Annotated in this window: 13 protein-coding genes; 5 read left to right on the top strand and 8 right to left on the bottom strand. The window is 50.9% G+C overall.

Annotated features, from left to right (window positions below; all coding sequences use genetic code 11):
• Positions 1-29 precede the first annotated feature (29 nt).
• Positions 30-389, top strand: coding sequence for a response regulator (locus ABEB26_RS12025; RefSeq protein WP_345722246.1), 360 nt, complete (start codon positions 30-32; stop codon positions 387-389).
• On the opposite strand, the gene ABEB26_RS12020 is transcribed toward ABEB26_RS12025, so the two are convergent.
• The gene (locus ABEB26_RS12020; protein WP_345722245.1) at positions 386-880 is read right to left on the bottom strand and encodes a hypothetical protein; all 495 of its coding nucleotides are present in this window, start codon (positions 878-880) and stop codon (positions 386-388) included. The two genes, ABEB26_RS12025 and ABEB26_RS12020, sit on opposite strands and share 4 nt — an antisense overlap.
• 287 nt (positions 881-1167) lie before the next feature.
• On the opposite strand from ABEB26_RS12020, the gene ABEB26_RS12015 reads away from it, so the two are divergent.
• Both ABEB26_RS12015 and hppD read left to right on the top strand, forming a co-directional pair.
• Positions 1168-1977, top strand: coding sequence for a TrmB family transcriptional regulator (locus ABEB26_RS12015; protein ID WP_345722244.1), 810 nt, complete (start codon positions 1168-1170; stop codon positions 1975-1977).
• A gap of 34 nt (positions 1978-2011) precedes the next feature.
• The gene (hppD, locus tag ABEB26_RS12010; protein ID WP_345722243.1) at positions 2012-3133 is read left to right on the top strand and encodes a 4-hydroxyphenylpyruvate dioxygenase; all 1122 of its coding nucleotides are present in this window, start codon (positions 2012-2014) and stop codon (positions 3131-3133) included.
• Positions 3134-3295: 162 nt separating this feature from the next.
• On the opposite strand, the gene ABEB26_RS12005 is transcribed toward hppD, so the two are convergent.
• From ABEB26_RS12005 to ABEB26_RS11975, 7 genes are all read right to left on the bottom strand, one after another.
• Positions 3296-4060, bottom strand: coding sequence for an SDR family NAD(P)-dependent oxidoreductase (locus tag ABEB26_RS12005; RefSeq protein ID WP_345722242.1), 765 nt, complete (start codon positions 4058-4060; stop codon positions 3296-3298).
• Positions 4061-4106: 46 nt separating this feature from the next.
• On the bottom strand, positions 4107-5345 hold the full coding sequence (locus ABEB26_RS12000; protein WP_345722241.1) for a cytochrome P450 family protein: 1239 nt from the start codon (positions 5343-5345) through the stop codon (positions 4107-4109).
• Positions 5346-5369: 24 nt separating this feature from the next.
• The gene (locus ABEB26_RS11995) at positions 5370-6026 is read right to left on the bottom strand and encodes a TetR/AcrR family transcriptional regulator (protein WP_345722240.1); all 657 of its coding nucleotides are present in this window, start codon (positions 6024-6026) and stop codon (positions 5370-5372) included.
• A gap of 370 nt (positions 6027-6396) precedes the next feature.
• Complete coding sequence (locus ABEB26_RS11990; RefSeq protein WP_345722239.1) at positions 6397-7947, bottom strand: acyl-CoA carboxylase subunit beta; 1551 nt, start codon at positions 7945-7947, stop codon at positions 6397-6399.
• Between the two features lie 77 nt (positions 7948-8024).
• Complete coding sequence (gene purN, locus ABEB26_RS11985; RefSeq protein WP_345722238.1) at positions 8025-8645, bottom strand: phosphoribosylglycinamide formyltransferase; 621 nt, start codon at positions 8643-8645, stop codon at positions 8025-8027.
• Positions 8642-9904, bottom strand: a complete 1263-nt coding sequence (purD, locus tag ABEB26_RS11980; RefSeq protein ID WP_345722237.1) for a phosphoribosylamine--glycine ligase — start codon at positions 9902-9904, stop codon at positions 8642-8644. The genes purN and purD overlap by 4 nt, the downstream gene beginning before the upstream one ends.
• 77 nt (positions 9905-9981) lie before the next feature.
• Positions 9982-12381 (bottom strand): tetratricopeptide repeat protein, encoded by a 2400-nt coding sequence (locus ABEB26_RS11975; protein ID WP_345722236.1) that lies wholly within the window; start codon positions 12379-12381, stop codon positions 9982-9984.
• A 328-nt stretch (positions 12382-12709) separates the two neighbouring features.
• On the opposite strand from ABEB26_RS11975, the gene ABEB26_RS11970 reads away from it, so the two are divergent.
• Positions 12710-14626, top strand: a complete 1917-nt coding sequence (locus ABEB26_RS11970; RefSeq protein ID WP_345722269.1) for an ABC transporter ATP-binding protein — start codon at positions 12710-12712, stop codon at positions 14624-14626.
• Positions 14627-14630: 4 nt separating this feature from the next.
• Positions 14631-16508, top strand: coding sequence for an ABC transporter ATP-binding protein (locus tag ABEB26_RS11965; protein WP_345722235.1), 1878 nt, complete (start codon positions 14631-14633; stop codon positions 16506-16508).
• Positions 16509-16587 lie beyond the last annotated feature (79 nt).

The following is a 16587-nucleotide window of genomic DNA, read 5'->3' as shown; positions in this document are numbered from 1 at the left end:
TGTCTCACGGCGATAAAAGGAGTCTTTGTGTGGTTGCTGGAAAACATATATTAATCGTTGATGATGAAGATTCAATCGCAGACATGATCGCCGATGCGCTGCGAGATGAAGGTTACACGGTCGATGTGGCTTATGATGGGCGGCGTGGCCTCGAATTGGCCCAGCGCATTCAGCCAGCCTTAGTATTGACCGATGTGATGATGCCGTTTATGGATGGGATCAAAATGGCCGAATTGGTGCAGCGCGAATTTGGCGCAACCTCGCCGCCATTTGTCTTTATGAGCGCTGTTGATTGCCGTGATCAGACCCAGTTGTATGGGCAATTTTTGTTTAAACCCTTTACCTTGGATATTCTATTTGACACGATTGAAACAATGATGCAGAACTAGAGACACACGCCCCACCATTGTTGGTTGCCATCGTGCCAAGCTTTGGCAGTGGCGAAAATCTGGGCACGGGCATCAGTAATTGGTTGATCACGATAGGGGTTCCAGGCTCCAGCCCAAGTGCTTGGCTGATATTGAAATAATCCAATCAGTTCGCCTGGGCCTTGAATCGTGGGATTGCCGCTCGATTCGCAGATCATCACATTCCACATAAGCTCAGTGCTTTCACTATAAGGATGGGTCTGGCGGGCTTCTTCAATCCAGGCTCGATATTGGCTTTGCCAATCGTCGGCGGCAATGCTTGGCGTGCTAGCCACTATTTGAGTTGGATTAACTGCACCGCTGGCAGGAGCCGCACTTGGGCTGATTGCCAAGGGCGTGGCAGTTGGATTGCTCAGAATTAGCCCCAAGGTTGGTTGAGTAGTCGCAACTTGGTCGGGCTGACCACAACCGACTAGCCCAATAAGTAATAAATAGACCACAAATGTACGCATATGCCTGCCTCAATTAACCAAGTTTTTAGAAATTACCCGCCACTATAGCAAAAAAGATACCAACAGGCAATCTAGCAGATTAATTGATTTTAACTGTGGCGGCTACTTCGTAGTACAATTTGGCTTCGCAAGCTAAAGCTACAGCTAGTTTTGGTAACGCTCCCATTTTTGATCGGACACATTAACGGAATATATTCGATTTCGGTGCTGCGCGTGGCCTTTGATCGCATGATTGACAAGCATTCGACAACTCGCTACAATAGCACCACTAGGCAGTGGTGACACCAATGCACGATGAATCTTTGATTGATCAACTGAGCGATTTAGGCTTAAGTCGCTACGAGGCAACCGCCTATTTGGGGCTACTCGGTCGGCAATCGTTTTCGGCGGCGCAACTAGCAACCCATACCAGCATTCCGCGCCAGCGGATCTACGATGTGTTGCAATCGTTGGCTAGCAAAGGTTTGGCTCATGAACGCATGGGGCCACGGCGTACTTTTGTGGCGGTCGCGCCTGAACAAGCCTTGCCTGCACTCTTAGCCGAACGGCGCAGTGTGATGGAACGCGAATTAAGCGAAGCTCAGACGATTGCTCAAGGCCTTGTTGCCACGATGCAGCCAATCTATACCGAAGGCAGCAACGAAGATAATCCGTTGGATTACATCGATGTTTTGCTCGACCCACGCCAGATTAGTGCTCGGGCTTGGACGTTGGCCCAACAAGCTGAACATGAAATTTTAGCCTGTTTCAAACGCCCGTTAGTCTCGAGCCTCGAAGAAAATGTGGCTGAAGTTCGCGAACCACGCTCGCGCGGCGTGCAGTATCGAGCTTTATATGAACTAAGCGCCTTGGAAGATGCCCAATTGCGGCCAGTGTTGGCGCAGTTTCGCAGTTTAGGCCAAGAGTTGCGCTTTGTGCCACAACTGCCAATCAAAATGAATTTGTTTGATGGTCGGGTGGCCTTGCTATCATTGCAAGATCCCATCACGGGGCGGCCTTCAATCACCGCGTTATGTATGAATCATCCATCGCTAGCGCAAACCTTACGGGTCGCGTTCGAGGCATTCTGGGCGCAAGCTCAGCCCTATAGCGATTAATCGTTGCGGCGTTTTCATCAAAAGGAGGCTATCAATGACGATGGCAGAACAAGAAACCACGAATGCCCATGATCCTTTAGCATTACGTGGCATCGATTATGTCGAAATGTATGTTGGTAATGCCCGCCAAGCGGCTCACTACTATCGGACGGCCTTTGGTTTTACGCCAGTTGCCTATGCTGGCTTGGAAACTGGCACGCGCGACCGCGTCTCGTTTGTGATGCAACAGCGCAACATCCGCTTGGTATTGACTGGGGCACTTAATCCGGATTCGCCGATTGCTGAGCATGTGAAATTGCATGGCGATGGGGTCAAGGATATTGCGCTTGAAGTTGAAAACGCCACTGCTGCTTTTGAGGCTGCGCTTGCTCGCGGTGCAACGGCTGTACTTGAGCCAACCGTGCTGGAAAGCAAGTGGGGCAAAGTGGTCAAAGCGACTATTCGTACTTATGGCGATACGGTGCATACCTTTGTTGAGCGCGACGGCTATACTGGTACGTTTATGCCAGGCTATAACAAAGTAAAAAATCCCGTCAAAGCTGAGCCAACCGGTTTGGCCGCAGTTGATCATATTGTGGGTAATGTTGAGCTGGGCAAGATGGATGAATGGGTTAATTTCTATGCCCGCATCCTAGGCTTTAGCCAATTACAACAATTTACCGATGATGATATTTCAACCGAATATAGCGCTTTGATGTCGAAAGTCGTGCAAAACGGCACAGGTCGGATCAAATTCCCAATCAATGAGCCAGCTGAAGGCCGCAAAAAATCGCAAATCGACGAATATCTCGATTATTACCGTGGCCCAGGTGCTCAACATATTGCCTTGATTACGCCTGACATCATCAAAACCGTGCAACAACTGCGCGATAATGGCGTGGAATTTTTGCGCACGCCGGATACCTACTACTCGGCCTTGGCTGGTCGGGTTGGTCATATCGACGAAGACTACAATACCCTGCAACAATTGGGGATTTTGGTCGATCGTGACGATGAAGGCTACCTCTTGCAAATCTTTACCAAACCAGTTGGCGATCGGCCAACCGTGTTCTACGAGATCATTCAACGCAAAGGCAGCCGTGGCTTTGGTGCTGGAAATTTCAAAGCCCTATTTGAAGCGATTGAACGCGAACAAGCCAAACGTGGCAATTTGTAATTAATCGCCAGCGTCAAGCCCGCAGTGCTGCCCCTACTCGGCACTACGGGCTTGACCTTTTTATTTAATTTTTGCAGCAACCAAACGTCTACTGAAGTGCGCTTATGGATTACGGAAGCGCCAACCCGCCCTGCGAGCAGAGTTGGGCCTGAAGCCACAATTCTAAACCGCAGCCCAGCCAGCATCAGCTGGAATAATCGCTCCGTTGATATGCCGCGACTCATCCGAAGCCAAGAACAAGGCCAAATTGGCAATATCCGCAGGTTCGAGGTAGGCTGGAGCCAACGCAGTAAATTCGCCAACCCGCGCTGCATCGGCTGGCGCAATCGCTGTGCGATCCATCGATTCAACGATGTTAGTGATCGTACCGCCTGGGCAAATCGCGTTACAACGAATGTTGCGTTTGGCGTAAATCCATGCGGTGTTACGCGTTAGCCCAACCAAGCCATGTTTCGAGGCGGTGTAGGCTGCACCAGCAGCACCACCATGAATTCCCGCCGTCGAAGCGACGTTGACAATCACGCCACTACCACGCTCCAACATAAATTTGAGTGCCCGCCGACTGGTGAACATCGGGCCTTCGAGGTTGATTCCCAAAACCCGCCGCCACATATCATCAGAAACCTCGGCAACTCCTTGCATCGAATCCATCACCCCGGCGTTGTTGCAAAGTACATCGAGATGGCCGTAGGTACTGATGGCTAAATCAACTAAGGCTTCGGCAGTCGCGTGATCGGCAATGTTTCCCTGTGAACCAACCACCGCTGCTCCGCTGGCCTGAATCGTGGCAACCGCTGCTTCGAGCCGCTGAGCATTCCAATCGCCAAGCACTAATTTGGCTCCTTCGGCTGCGAAGCGGGTAGCCATCGCAAGTCCCATACCTGAGGCGGCTCCGGTAATGATGACAACGTTGTCGTGTAAACGCATCGATCGACTCCTGTGATAAGAATGAATGGTTGATCGAAACAGTGATCTAGAAGATCACCGGTAGGGCTTTGAGACCCCGTAAATTTAGGTTATCGCGCCATTTAATTTGTTCGCGTGGCACGGCTAGTTGCAAGTTGGGAATGCGCTTCAATAAGCTGCTGAAAGCGATTTCGCCTTCTAAGCGAGCGAGTGGCGCACCCAAACAGAAGTGCACGCCATGGCCAAAGGCGAGTTGGCGACTAATTTCACGCGCCACATCCAACGATTCAGGATCATTGAAAACGCTTTGATCGTGGTTGGCCGAGCCGAGCGCTACTAGCACCAAATCACCACGACGGATCGGCTGGCCTGCGATCTCCAGATCTTCGAGTGCAAAGCGCGGGGCGGGGCTGAAGATCGGCCCATTGAAACGCAATAATTCTTCGACGGCTGTTGGAATAAGACTTGCGTCGGCTTGCAAGCGGGCGCGTTGCTCAGGATGATCAAGCAACATCAACGAGCCAATGCTAATTAAATTCGAGGTGGTTTCGTGGCCTGCAAAAATTAACAAGCCTGCGGTTGCCAATAATTCTGATTCGCTGAGGGCATCGCCTGTGGCTTCCAACTCGACCAACTTGCTAATCAGATCGGCTTGGGGATTGTGGCGTTTATCAGCGATCAGTTTTTGCACATACATAGCAAAATCGCGCAATTGGCCTTGGCTTTCGGGGCTATGGCTGGTCAATGCGTCCGACCACTGGCGCATTTGGTCGCGTTCATGAGCTGGTACGCCTAGCATTTCGGAGATTACATTAATTGGCAAAGGATAAGCATAATCCTTCACCAAATCCATCGCGCCTTGAGCCTGCACCTGATCGAGCAATTCGTCGGCAAGCTCTTGGATGCGTGGGCGAAGCTGTTCGATATAGCGCGGGGTAAAGGCTTTGGCAACCAAACTGCGTAAGCGCGAATGCTCGGCTCCATCGGCGCTAACCATCGATTTCGCGCCCAAGAAGCTGCGATCTTCGGCTCCTTCCGAGGCAGTTTGGCCAAATACGCCAGCCTCAGGGTTGAGTATCGTCGCATCGACCGTGAAGCGGCTATCCTTTAATACTTGGACTGCTTCGGCATAGCGGGTTACTAGCCAAGCATCGGCTTTGACAAATTCATAGGGCGAAGGAACCGCCAATACCGCCGCTTTGGCCCGCATTTGGGCAAACAATGGATAGGGATTTTCAATCGCGCTGGGCTGAAAAATTTGCGCCGTTGGATCATCGGCATCTATGTGCGCTTGTGATTGTGTCATGGTTCTATGATTCCTTGCTATCAATTAACTTCCAGTTGGTGCGACAATGCCGCGCAAGAAGATCTGGCTAATATGGGGAATCAAGTCGGCAGGGCTGAATTGGGCGCTCGCGATTAATTGCTCGTAACCACGCAACGACAACAAACCAATAAAGGTGGCCACCATAATTGGCGTTGGAATGGATGGATTGAGTTCGCCAGTCGCTTTGCCCTCATCAAATAAGCGACTGAGGCGGCTCATAGCTTGTTCAACTCGCGATTGAAGCTGAGGACGTTTTTCAATCACAGCATTGGGCAAGCCGATTCGATGGTGCAATTCGAGTAGCACACCGCTGTGTTTACCCTGCAAGCCACCATAAGCGTGGCTCAGAATATGTTCAAGCCGAGTGCAAACCGAGGTTGTTTCTGTAAGTAGGCGATCCAAAATGCCGAGAAAATCGCTGATCTGTTGGGCGATCAAGGCCTCAACTAAATCCTCTTTACTGGCAAAATGTTGATAGATCGCGCCTTTGGAGATGCCAACTTGGCCTGCAATCTCGTCAATCGAAGCGTCGTGATAGCCCTTGGCAATGAACACAGCGTGGGCTGCGGCCAAAATCATGGCCTCGCGTTGCTCACGCTGGCGTTCTTTCAACGGACGTACCACCGGACTAGAATGATCGCTTGGTTGATTCGCTGCCATAGATTGCCTGCTCGTTCTACTGATGTGCATTTAGACTCATCAGTATTTTATTGACTTATTAGTCATAAATATACTAGTGATTCATGAAATGTCAAGAAGGGAAAGTGAAGGATAAAGGATGAATTATGAGGGATGAAGTTGAGAACATAGAACCTGGAGCATAGAACATAGGGATCAGGATTCAGGGATCAGGAGCTAGAGAGGAGTGGGCTTTTGGCTCTGGGTTCTGGGCTATCGGAATATTGTTGGTGGAATTTGTGGCTAAAACATTAAAACCACAAAGGACACAAAGCGTTATGTTCGTGTCCTTTGTGCTCTTCGTGGTTAAAGCCGAAACCTGACCCCTGATCCCTAGCCCCTGACCCCTCGATTACAACGGCATATTGCCATGTTTGCGTGGCGGCAGGCTTTGGCGTTTGGTACGCGACAAATGCAGCGCTTTGATCAAGGCTGGACGGGTTTCGCGTGGCTCGATCACCGAATCAATATAGCCACGTTCAGCAGCAATATAGGGGTTAGCAAAACGCTCTTCATAATTGTGGATTAGTTCAGCGTTGGTTGCCACAGGATCAGCCGATTCAGCAATTTCTTTGCGGAAGATGATCGAAACCGCGCCGCTTGCGCCCATCACGGCGATTTCGGCGGTTGGCCAAGCAAAGTTGAAATCGGCGCGAATATGCTTCGAGGCCATCACGTCGTAGGCTCCGCCATAGGCCTTGCGCGTGATCACGGTCAGTTTGGGCACGGTTGCTTCGCAATAGGCATATAACAGTTTTGCGCCATGGCGAATAATCCCGCCATACTCCTGATGCGTGCCGGGCAAGAAGCCTGGTACATCAACAAAGGTGATCAAGGGAATATTGAAAGCATCGCAGAAGCGCACAAAACGTGCACCCTTAACCGATGAATCAATATCCAAGGTTCCAGCTAAGGCAGCAGGCTGATTGCCAACGATGCCCACCGGCATGCCATCAAGCCGCGCAAAACCAATCACCAAGTTAGGAGCATAGTGCGGCTGAACTTCGAAGAAAAAGCCATCATCAACGATCAATTCGATCACGGCTTTCATATCGTAGGGCTTTTTGGGCTGATCGGGAATAATGCTTTGCAGGGTATCATCCATACGGTTGGGATCGTCGGTTGGCTCGATGATCGGCGCATCATCCATATTATTGAGCGGCAAGAAGGAAAGTAACGTGCGTAATTGCTCGAAACATTCTTCCTCATCATCAGCAGCAAAATGTGCTACGCCCGATTTACTGTTGTGAGTCATCGCACCACCCAATTGCTCTTGGGTCACTTCCTCGCCAGTTACGGTTTTAATCACATCTGGCCCAGTGATAAACATTTGCGATGTGCCTTTGACCATCAAAATGAAGTCGGTCATGGCAGGTGAATAGACCGCGCCGCCAGCACATGGCCCGGCAATAATCGAAAGTTGGGGAATTACGCCCGAAGCCACGACATTGCGATAGAAAATTTCGGCGTAACCTCCCAGTGCCACCACACCCTCTTGGATACGAGCGCCGCCGCTGTCGTTGATACCAATCAGCGGCACGCCCATGCGCATCGCCAAATCCATCACCTTGACGATTTTTTCGGCAAATACTTCGCCCAACGAACCACCAAGCACAGTGAAATCTTGCGAAAACACACAAACTTGGCGACCATCAATCGTGCCATGGCCAGTAATTACGCCATCGCCAAGAATCCGTTTGTGCTCTAAGCCGAAAGCGGTTGAGCGATGCACGGCCAAGGCATCGAGTTCGACAAACGAATCGGGATCAAGCAATCGTTCGATCCGCTCACGGGCGGTCAATTTGCCACGAGCATGTTGCTTTTCGGCGGCTTTGGGATCGGTGGTTGCTGCTTGTTCACGCCGTCGCCGCAACTCAGCGATTTTTTCTGCTGTAGTCGTCATTGACATATCTCCCACAGAATAGCGCTAGCCGTAGCAGGTGACGTTGCAAGCGGAAATTACTACGGCTAGGGCGGAATTTAGGCAACTGTTTGGGCTAAATTGTTAATTACTTCAACTAAAATCCGTCGTTCAGCTTGTTTGATTCGTTCGTGCAGACTGGCTTGATCATCGTCGGGCAAGACCGCAACTTCAACTTGAGCCAAAACCGGGCCAACATCAACGATTGGCGTGATTTGATGCACCGTGCAACCAGTGACTGGCACGCCCAACGCCAAGGCATCACGCACCGCATGCGCTCCGCGAATTGCCGGAATTTGGCGGCCATCGTTGAGCGGATAGAATTCGCCGCCATCCTCAGGCAACAAGGCAGGGTGTTGATTGATGATATTCGGAGTCCAGCGTTCAACAAACGAGGCTGGCATCACCCGCATCCAGCCTGCCATCACAATCAAATCGGGCTTGAAAGCTGCCAGTAATTCGCTAATTTGAGTGGCCCATTGCTCGCGGCTGGCTTTTTTGGCCAATGGCACGCAGATCACTGGAATGCGGGCGGCCAAGGTGCGGCTGATTGCTTGGGCTTTGGGCTGATCGCAAATCACCACATTGATTGTGGCATTGAGTTGTTGCGCTTTTTGGGCATCGATTAAGGCTTGTAAATTTGAGCCACTGCCCGATACCATCACGGCAAGCCGCATCATTCTGCTAACCCCCGTGCGGCGATATCGCTGCGTTGATATTTGCCAGCAAATTCGACCAATTCGGTTGCGGCGTAGGCTTTATCGCGAGCTTCGCGTAACGTTGGCGCAACTGCGGTGATGCCCAAAACTCGTCCGCCTGCGGTCACCAACTGGCCTTGGGCATTGGTTGCGGTGCCCGCCTGAAACGACAAGACATCGCTGGGCAAGCGATCTAAACCTGTGATCACGTCGCCAGTGCGCGGTTTGGCGGGGTAGCCTGCCGCCGAAAGCACCACACACACCGCCGCGCCGTCGTGCCATTCGATTGTGACATCGGCTAGATTGCTGGTGGCAACTTTGTGCAGCAGTTCGAGCAAATCGCTTTTGAGCAAGGGCAGCAGGGCTTGGGTTTCGGGGTCGCCAAAGCGGGCATTGAATTCGATGACTTTTACGCCGTTGGGTGTGAGCATCAAGCCAGCATACAACACACCACGATAGGGAATTTGGCGAGCGGCCATAGTGCGTAGTACTGGCGTGAAAATCACATCAACCAAGGCTTGGGCTTCGGCATAGGGCAAAATTGGGGCTGGTGCATATGATCCCATGCCGCCGGTATTGCCGCCAGTGTCGTTATCGCCGATGCGTTTGTGGTCTTGGGCGGCGATTAGCGGAATCGCCCGTTCGCCATCGCATAAGGCCAATAACGAAACTTCGGGGCCAGTTAATTTTTCTTCGAGTACCAAGCGCGTACCAGCGTTGGTCGCGGCCAACTCGTGAATGGCACTGATCGTGGCAGCAACATTACCATCATCGGGCACGATTACACCTTTACCAGCGGCCAAACCATCAGCTTTAACCACCCAAGCTTGTTGATCTGCTTCAACAAAGGCGATTGCGGCGGCGGGATCATCAAAGGTATGAGCGGCAGCGGTTGGCACGCCTGCCTCAAGCATAATCATTTTGGCGAAGGCTTTGCTGCCCTCAAGTTGGGCGGCCTCAGACGAAGGCCCAAACATGGCCAAATCGACAGCCTCGCAGACCTCGCCTAGGCCTTCGACCAAGGGCGCTTCTGGCCCGACAACCACCAAATCTATCTGTTCGCGGGTGGCTAAACCCACAATGCCAGCAGCATCGTCTGCGGCTAAATCGACGTTTGTACCAAGCGTTGCCGTGCCGGGATTACCAGGGACGATCCACAGGTGTTCGCATAATGGCGATTGGGCGATTTTCCATGCTAGGGCATGTTCACGCCCGCCGGCTCCAACAAGTAATACTCGCATTGCGTTGCTATCCTCAATAGGCTCGTAACGGGTTCAAGCCCTATTATAATCCGAGAACAGCCAGTTGCGGATCAGGCCTAAACACGCTGTTCGAGGCTTTCCAGCAAGCCGCGTTCGCGGGCGATATAGGCCGCTGCACTCCGGGTTGAAACGCCCAATTTACGATAAATCGCCCGCAAATGATTGTTCACGGTAAATGGGCTAAGCACCAATTCTAGGGCGATTTCGCTATTACTCTTGCCTTGAGCAATCAAGGTTAGCAATTCATGTTCGCGTTTGGTCAACAGCGGGGTTGGCGTTTGCGGGGTTGGTTGACGTAACGTTACCATATCCAACTCAAGCTGTTGGCCTTGCTCCCAATCATGTTGATATTGCGGCTCGCCCAGCAATTTTTTAGCTTCATCTAATACGTGTTGTTGAATGCGCTGCTCGGTGGCTGGCATTGGCTCGCCACTTTGCAAGCGTAAACTAGCAGCGCGACTACTCAATTGCACCGCCCACGACCAATGATGTTGGGCTTGAGCGACGCGGGCTAAGGCTTCAAGTGAACTCGCGATCATCGGTAGCAATTGATGTTGGCGACGCAGACTGAAGCTTTCGTATAAGGCAGTTAATGCTTGATCGTGCTGCTGACGCGCCAAGGCAATTAATCCTAATTGATGCAAGCCCTCGGCACGATGCCATGGGTCGTGCAATTGCTCAGCAATCGCAATGCTGGCTTCGATAAAATGCTGAGCTTGATCATAATCTTGTTGAGCGGCGGCGACGATACCACAGTGATTGAGTGCAAAGGCATCGCCCCACAAATGGCCTAAGCGGGCAAAAAGCTGATGGGCACGGGCAAACAACAGCGCAGCGCGTTTCCATTGACCTTGCTGAATACAAGCCCGCCCCAAATGATCAAGCGACCATGCCAACTCATTGTGATCATCAAGCTGCTCGAAAATTTGAACACTTTCCTCGTAGAGCGTGACTGCTTGAGCATAGTCGCCGCGATGATAGGCAATTTCGCCAACGCCATGCAGCGCCAAGCCAATGCTCATGGGAATTTGCAAATCGCGGGCGAGGCTCAACGCTTGCTCAAAAATGGTTTCGGCTTGGGCAAATAAGCCTTGATTGAGAATAAACCAGCCAGCCGTGGAGAGCGTTTCAACTCGTGCGCCCGAGCGAATGTTGCTGCTGGCCTCAAGCATGCGCTCGATCCACCAAACATCGCCATGGCGGCGGCGATAGGTGATCCACAAATTAATTGATGGAAAGAGTTCGATCGATTCAACCACGGCATGATCAAGCGTCCATTGCAGGGCGGCGTAAATATTGCCCTGCTCGGCATCAAGGTGACGTAACCAATGAGCCTGTTGCTGATCACGCAAATGCGGCGCGGCTTGGGCAACCATCTGTAAATAATAGCTGGCATGGCGTTGGCAGATCGTTTGAAAATCTTCACATAGCACTGCTTGCTCACGGGCAAATTCAGCGATGGTTTGTAGCATGGTAAAGCGAGTTTGACCATCGTGGGTAGTTTGCTCGACCACCAGACTTTTATTGACCAAGGCTAAAACGGTTGCTACCACATTGGCCTGCCCAGCACAAATCTGCTCAACCGCTGCCATCGTCCAACTACTGACTAGCACGCTGAGATAACAAAAAACCGTTTGTTCCTCAGGGGTCAAGCGTTGGTAGCTCCAATCAATGCACTGGCGCAACGTTTGTTGGCGGTTAGGCAAATCGCGTGCGCCGCCGACTGGCACATCGAGGCTATAACTGAAGCGGGTTAATAATTCTTGCGGGGTAAAAACCTTGGTATAAGCCGCAACCAGTTCAATCGCCAAGGGCAAGCCATCGAGGCGCTGACAAATCGTAGCGATACTTTGGGCATCATTGGCATTCAGCGGAATGTGTGGGCGGGCAGCTTTGGCTCGTTCAATAAATAAGCGGGTTGCGCTAAATTCGCTTAATTGCTCGATTGCCATGGGTTGGCTACTAGGTGGCAGGCTCAGCGGCGGCACTGGCAAGCGATATTCGCCCTGCACATTTAATACTTCGCGGCTGGTGACCAACAAGGTCAATTTGGGAGCCAAAGCCAAAAGCTGGACTAATAGAGCTGCGACATCGATAACCTGCTCCAAATTATCCAAAATCAGCAATAATTCTTGGTCGGCTAGCCACGCCCCAACGCTGGCCAAGAGCGATTGATTGCCCAGTCGACTGAGGTTGAAGGCTTGGGCCAGGGTTGGCAACACCAGATCAACATCATAGACATGGGCCAAACTGACAAATAACGCGCCATCGGCAAATTGCTCGCAGACTGTGCGGCCTGCTTCGAGTGCTAAGCGAGTCTTGCCCGCTCCACCAGGCCCAACCAAGGTAACCAGACGAATTGTGGGATCGGGCAAAAGCTGCTCAAGTTGAGCCATTTCTTGGATGCGGCCAAGCAGCGGTGTAACTGGTAATGGAATATGGCGTGGAATTCCCATCGGCGTAATCCTATCAGTGATGCACAACACACCTCACAACTCTATTATAGTGCAAGCCTGCCGCAGAACATAGAGGATCAAGAAAGGATGAAGGATGAGGGATGAGGGATGAAGGTCATATAACAGAGAGCATATATATCCTTTGTGCGCTTCGCGTTCTTTGCGTTCTTCGTGGTTTCTATTTCTCATCTTCGTGCCCTTCGTGGATCAACCGATCCACACCACGTTCTCGTACTAGAGTATGATTGATCTTTTTGAAACTTGGCGTACAATTAGTTAGTTCAACTAACTAATTGAAATTGTAAGGATGGGCAACGTGCAAGCACAAATGGGAAAACCCCAAGCACAGCGTGGTCAGAAGGCTGGCGGTGGGTCGGGGGGGCTTGGTCGTGCGATCGCCTACCTCGGTGCTCAGCGCAAATCGGCGATTCTGGCCTATGTGGCCTTGGCACTCGCAACCTTAGCCCAATTGGCAGTGCCGCAATTGGTGCAAAACATGATCGATGCGGTAACCAGTGGCTCAATTGCGCGAATTATTTTCAAGCAAGTGCCTGAGCCAATGCAAGCTGCCGCCGCCCAACAAGCAGGTACGACTATCGAACAATTGCGGCTTGATCAAACCAATGCTGAATCGTTGTTGATTAATGCGGCGTTGATTATTGTGGCTTTTGCTTTTATGCGCGGAATTTTCTCGTTTGTGCAAGCCTATATGGCTGAAAAAACCTCGCAAGGTGTGGCGTTTGATCTGCGTAATCAGATTTTTGCGCGGGTGCAACGCCTTTCATTCTCCTACTACGATCAAAATCAAACTGGCCAATTGATGATTCGCGCCACCGATGATGTGGAAAAAGTGCGAACTTTCATTGCTCAAGGTTTGATTTTAACCGCTCAAGCCTTGTTGCTCTTGGTTGGCGCATTAGTAATTCTGTTCTTCACCAATTGGAAGCTTTCATTGGTGGTTGTGCCGTTGCTACCGGTCGCCATGGTCATGTTTATGATCTTTGGTAAAGTCAGCCAGCCCTTGTTTGGGATTGTGCAACGCAAACTTTCGTCACTCAATACCATTTTGCAAGAAAACTTGGCGGGGATCAAAGTTGTCAAGGCGTTTACCCGCGAGCCATACGAATCGCAACGCTTTGATCTGGCGGCAACCGATTTGATGGACCAACAACTGCGAATTAGCAAAGTCTTTTCGTTTTTGTTTCCGGTAATCTTTTTGGTGGCACAACTTGGCCAAGCGGGAATTCTCTATTTCGGCGGTCGCCAAATTTTGGGTGGTACGCTAGATTTAGGTGAATATCAAAAATTCAGCTTGTACTTGGTCTATGTGTTTTTTCCCTTGGGTCAGCTTGGTTTTATTATCTCGCTGATGGCTCAGGCTGGCGCTTCGGCCTCGCGTATTTTCGAAATTCTCGATGCCAAGAGCGAAATTACCGATAAGCCTGATGCCCAAGAATTACCCGCCATTCAAGGCAACGTTGAATTTCGTAATGTAACCTTTCGCTACTTTGGCAGCAGCGATCCAGTGCTGCGCGATGTGAGTTTCGCGGCTAAACCAGGCCAAACAATCGCTTTACTTGGCGCAACTGGTAGTGGCAAATCGACGATCATCAACTTACTGCCCCGCTTTTACGATGTCAGCGAAGGTGCAGTCTTGATCGATGGCCATGATTTGCGCGATGTAAAACTTGATAGCTTGCGCTCGCAGATTGGGATTGTGCTGCAAGAAACCAATCTGTTTAGTGGCTCAATTCGCGATAACATCGCTTTTGGGCGACCTGAGGCGACGTTTGAAGAAGTTGAAGCTGCTGCTAAAGCAGCCTCGGCTCACGATTTTATTATGACTTTTCCTCAAGGCTACGATACCTCGGTTGGCGAACGCGGTGCAACCTTGTCTGGCGGTCAAAAGCAACGGATCGCGATTGCTCGCGCTTTGCTGCTCAATCCACGGCTGCTGATTTTGGATGATTCGACCAGCAGCGTTGACTTGATGACTGAATATCGCATTCAAAAGGCACTTGATCAATTGATGCAAGGCCGCACCAGCGTGGTAATTGCCCAACGGATTAGCACCGTCTTGAATGCTGACCAAATTTTGGTGCTCGAAAAAGGCCAAGTGGTGGCGCGTGGCAACCATGAAGAATTAATGGAAAGCAGTGCCATCTACGCCGAAATTTACAATTCGCAACTGGTCGGCGATGCCGACATTGCAGCGCTTGAAAACTCAAGCGTTGAGGAGGCTTAGCGCTATGATGGGTGGATTAGGCGGTCCTCGCCACTTATTAGAAGCTGAAACTGAAAAGCCCCAACGCTTGGGTGCAACGCTGGCTCGCTTTGGCTTTTATTTTCGTAAAAAATGGTTTGGCTTTGCGTTTGCCATCCTTTTAATTGTCATCGGCACATGGGGCCAAGTTGTTACCCCCGATTTGATCGGCCAATCGATCGATTGCTATTTGCTGCCCAACCCCAGCGCCTGCTGGTTTGATACGATCAATAGCGAAATTAGCAGCGCTGATCGTTTGAGCGGACTTGGCTCATTGGTGCTGTTGTTGTGTGGCTTGTTTATTGGGACATCGATTTTGCAAGGCTTGGCCTTTTATGCTATGAACTGGTCAGGTCAACATGCCCTGCGCCAGATGCGTGAAGATCTATTTGCCCAAATTCATCGTTTGTCGTTGGGTTTTTACTCGCGCAACGAAGCTGGCAACATTATGAGTCGCATCACCAGCGATACCGATACGATTCAGCAGATGCTGGGCTTTGCCTTGCTCAACGTGCTTGGCGGTATTTTGCTAATCGGCTGGGTTGCGATCAAAATGTTACAAGAAAATGTGCCCTATGCTTTGTTGAGCTTGAGCGTTGTGCCGTTTATGGCAATTGCAACCTTCTATTTTTCGAGTCAAGCTCGCAAAGCCTTCCGTAAAACCCGCCAACAGATGGGCAGCGTCAATGCTGGCTTGCAAGAAAGCATCGCTGGGGCGCGTGAAGTACAAGCCTTCAATCGTGAAGAAGAAAGTATCGCTCAATTTGTGCGTACCAACGCGGCCAATCGTGATGCCAACGTGCGAGCTGCCACCTTCACCAGTGCGCTCAACCCAGTGCTCGAAGCCTTGGGCTATGTGGCGATTGCAATTGTGGTTGTGGTTGGCGGGCTTTCAGTCTTACGCGATCAACCATTATTTGGCTCGACTGCAATTTCGCTAGGTTTGGTATTTGCCTTCTTGCAATATGTCCAACGCTTCAACCAACCAATTCAGCAAATTGCCGTGATGTGGACTAATGTGCAAAATGCGATTGCTGGCGGCGAACGAATTTTCAATTTGCTTGATGAAGTTCCCGATGTAACCGACAAGCCTGATGCCCGCGAAATGCCCGCGATTGTCGGCAAAGTGGAGTTGGTCGATGCTAAAGCCGAGTACAAAAAAGGCGAACCAGTTTTGCGCGGAGTCAGTTTTACTGCTGAACCAGGCCAAACGATCGCGATTGTTGGGCCGACTGGCGCAGGCAAAACCACGATTATCAATTTGCTGCCGCGTTTTTATGATGTCACTGGTGGCGCAGTTAAGATTGATGGAATTGATGTACGCGATGTAACAGCTGCTAGCTTACGCCGCCAAATTGGTATCGTGCTCCAAGATTCGTTCTTGTTCTCGGATACCGTGATTAATAATATTCGCTATGGGCGGCTCGATGCCAGCGATGAAGAAGTGATTGCAGCAGCCAAATTGGCCTCGGCTCACGATTTTATTGAGCGTTTGAGTGATGGCTACCAAACCGTGCTGGGCGAACGTGGTGGTGGTTTGAGCCAAGGCCAACGTCAATTAATCGCGATTGCACGGGCTGCACTAGCCAATCCACGCATTTTAATTCTTGATGAAGCGACTTCGAGTGTTGATACCCGTACCGAGCGCTTGATTCAGCAGGCCTTTGATAGCTTGCTGCAAGGCCGAACCAGCTTTGTAATTGCCCACCGTTTGAGCACAATTCGTAACGCCGATTTGGTCTTGATGCTTAAAGACGGGGCTGTGATCGAGCGTGGCACGCATACCGAATTGTTGGCGCAACGCGGCGCATACTACGATTTGTATATGAGCCAATTTCGGCGCGAAGAGGAAGTAGTGGCCTAGAAGCTAGCTAACTGAAATCCTATTGATCTAATGCGCCCTAGCAGGCAAAGGCTGCTGTCGAGGTTGATTTGAAGCCCTC

The sequence above is a fragment of the Herpetosiphon gulosus genome (assembly GCF_039545135.1).
Lineage (GTDB): Bacteria > Chloroflexota > Chloroflexia > Chloroflexales > Herpetosiphonaceae > Herpetosiphon > Herpetosiphon gulosus.
Note: the sequence above shows the minus strand (reverse complement) of the source record. Positions and strands in the feature narration are given on the sequence as shown.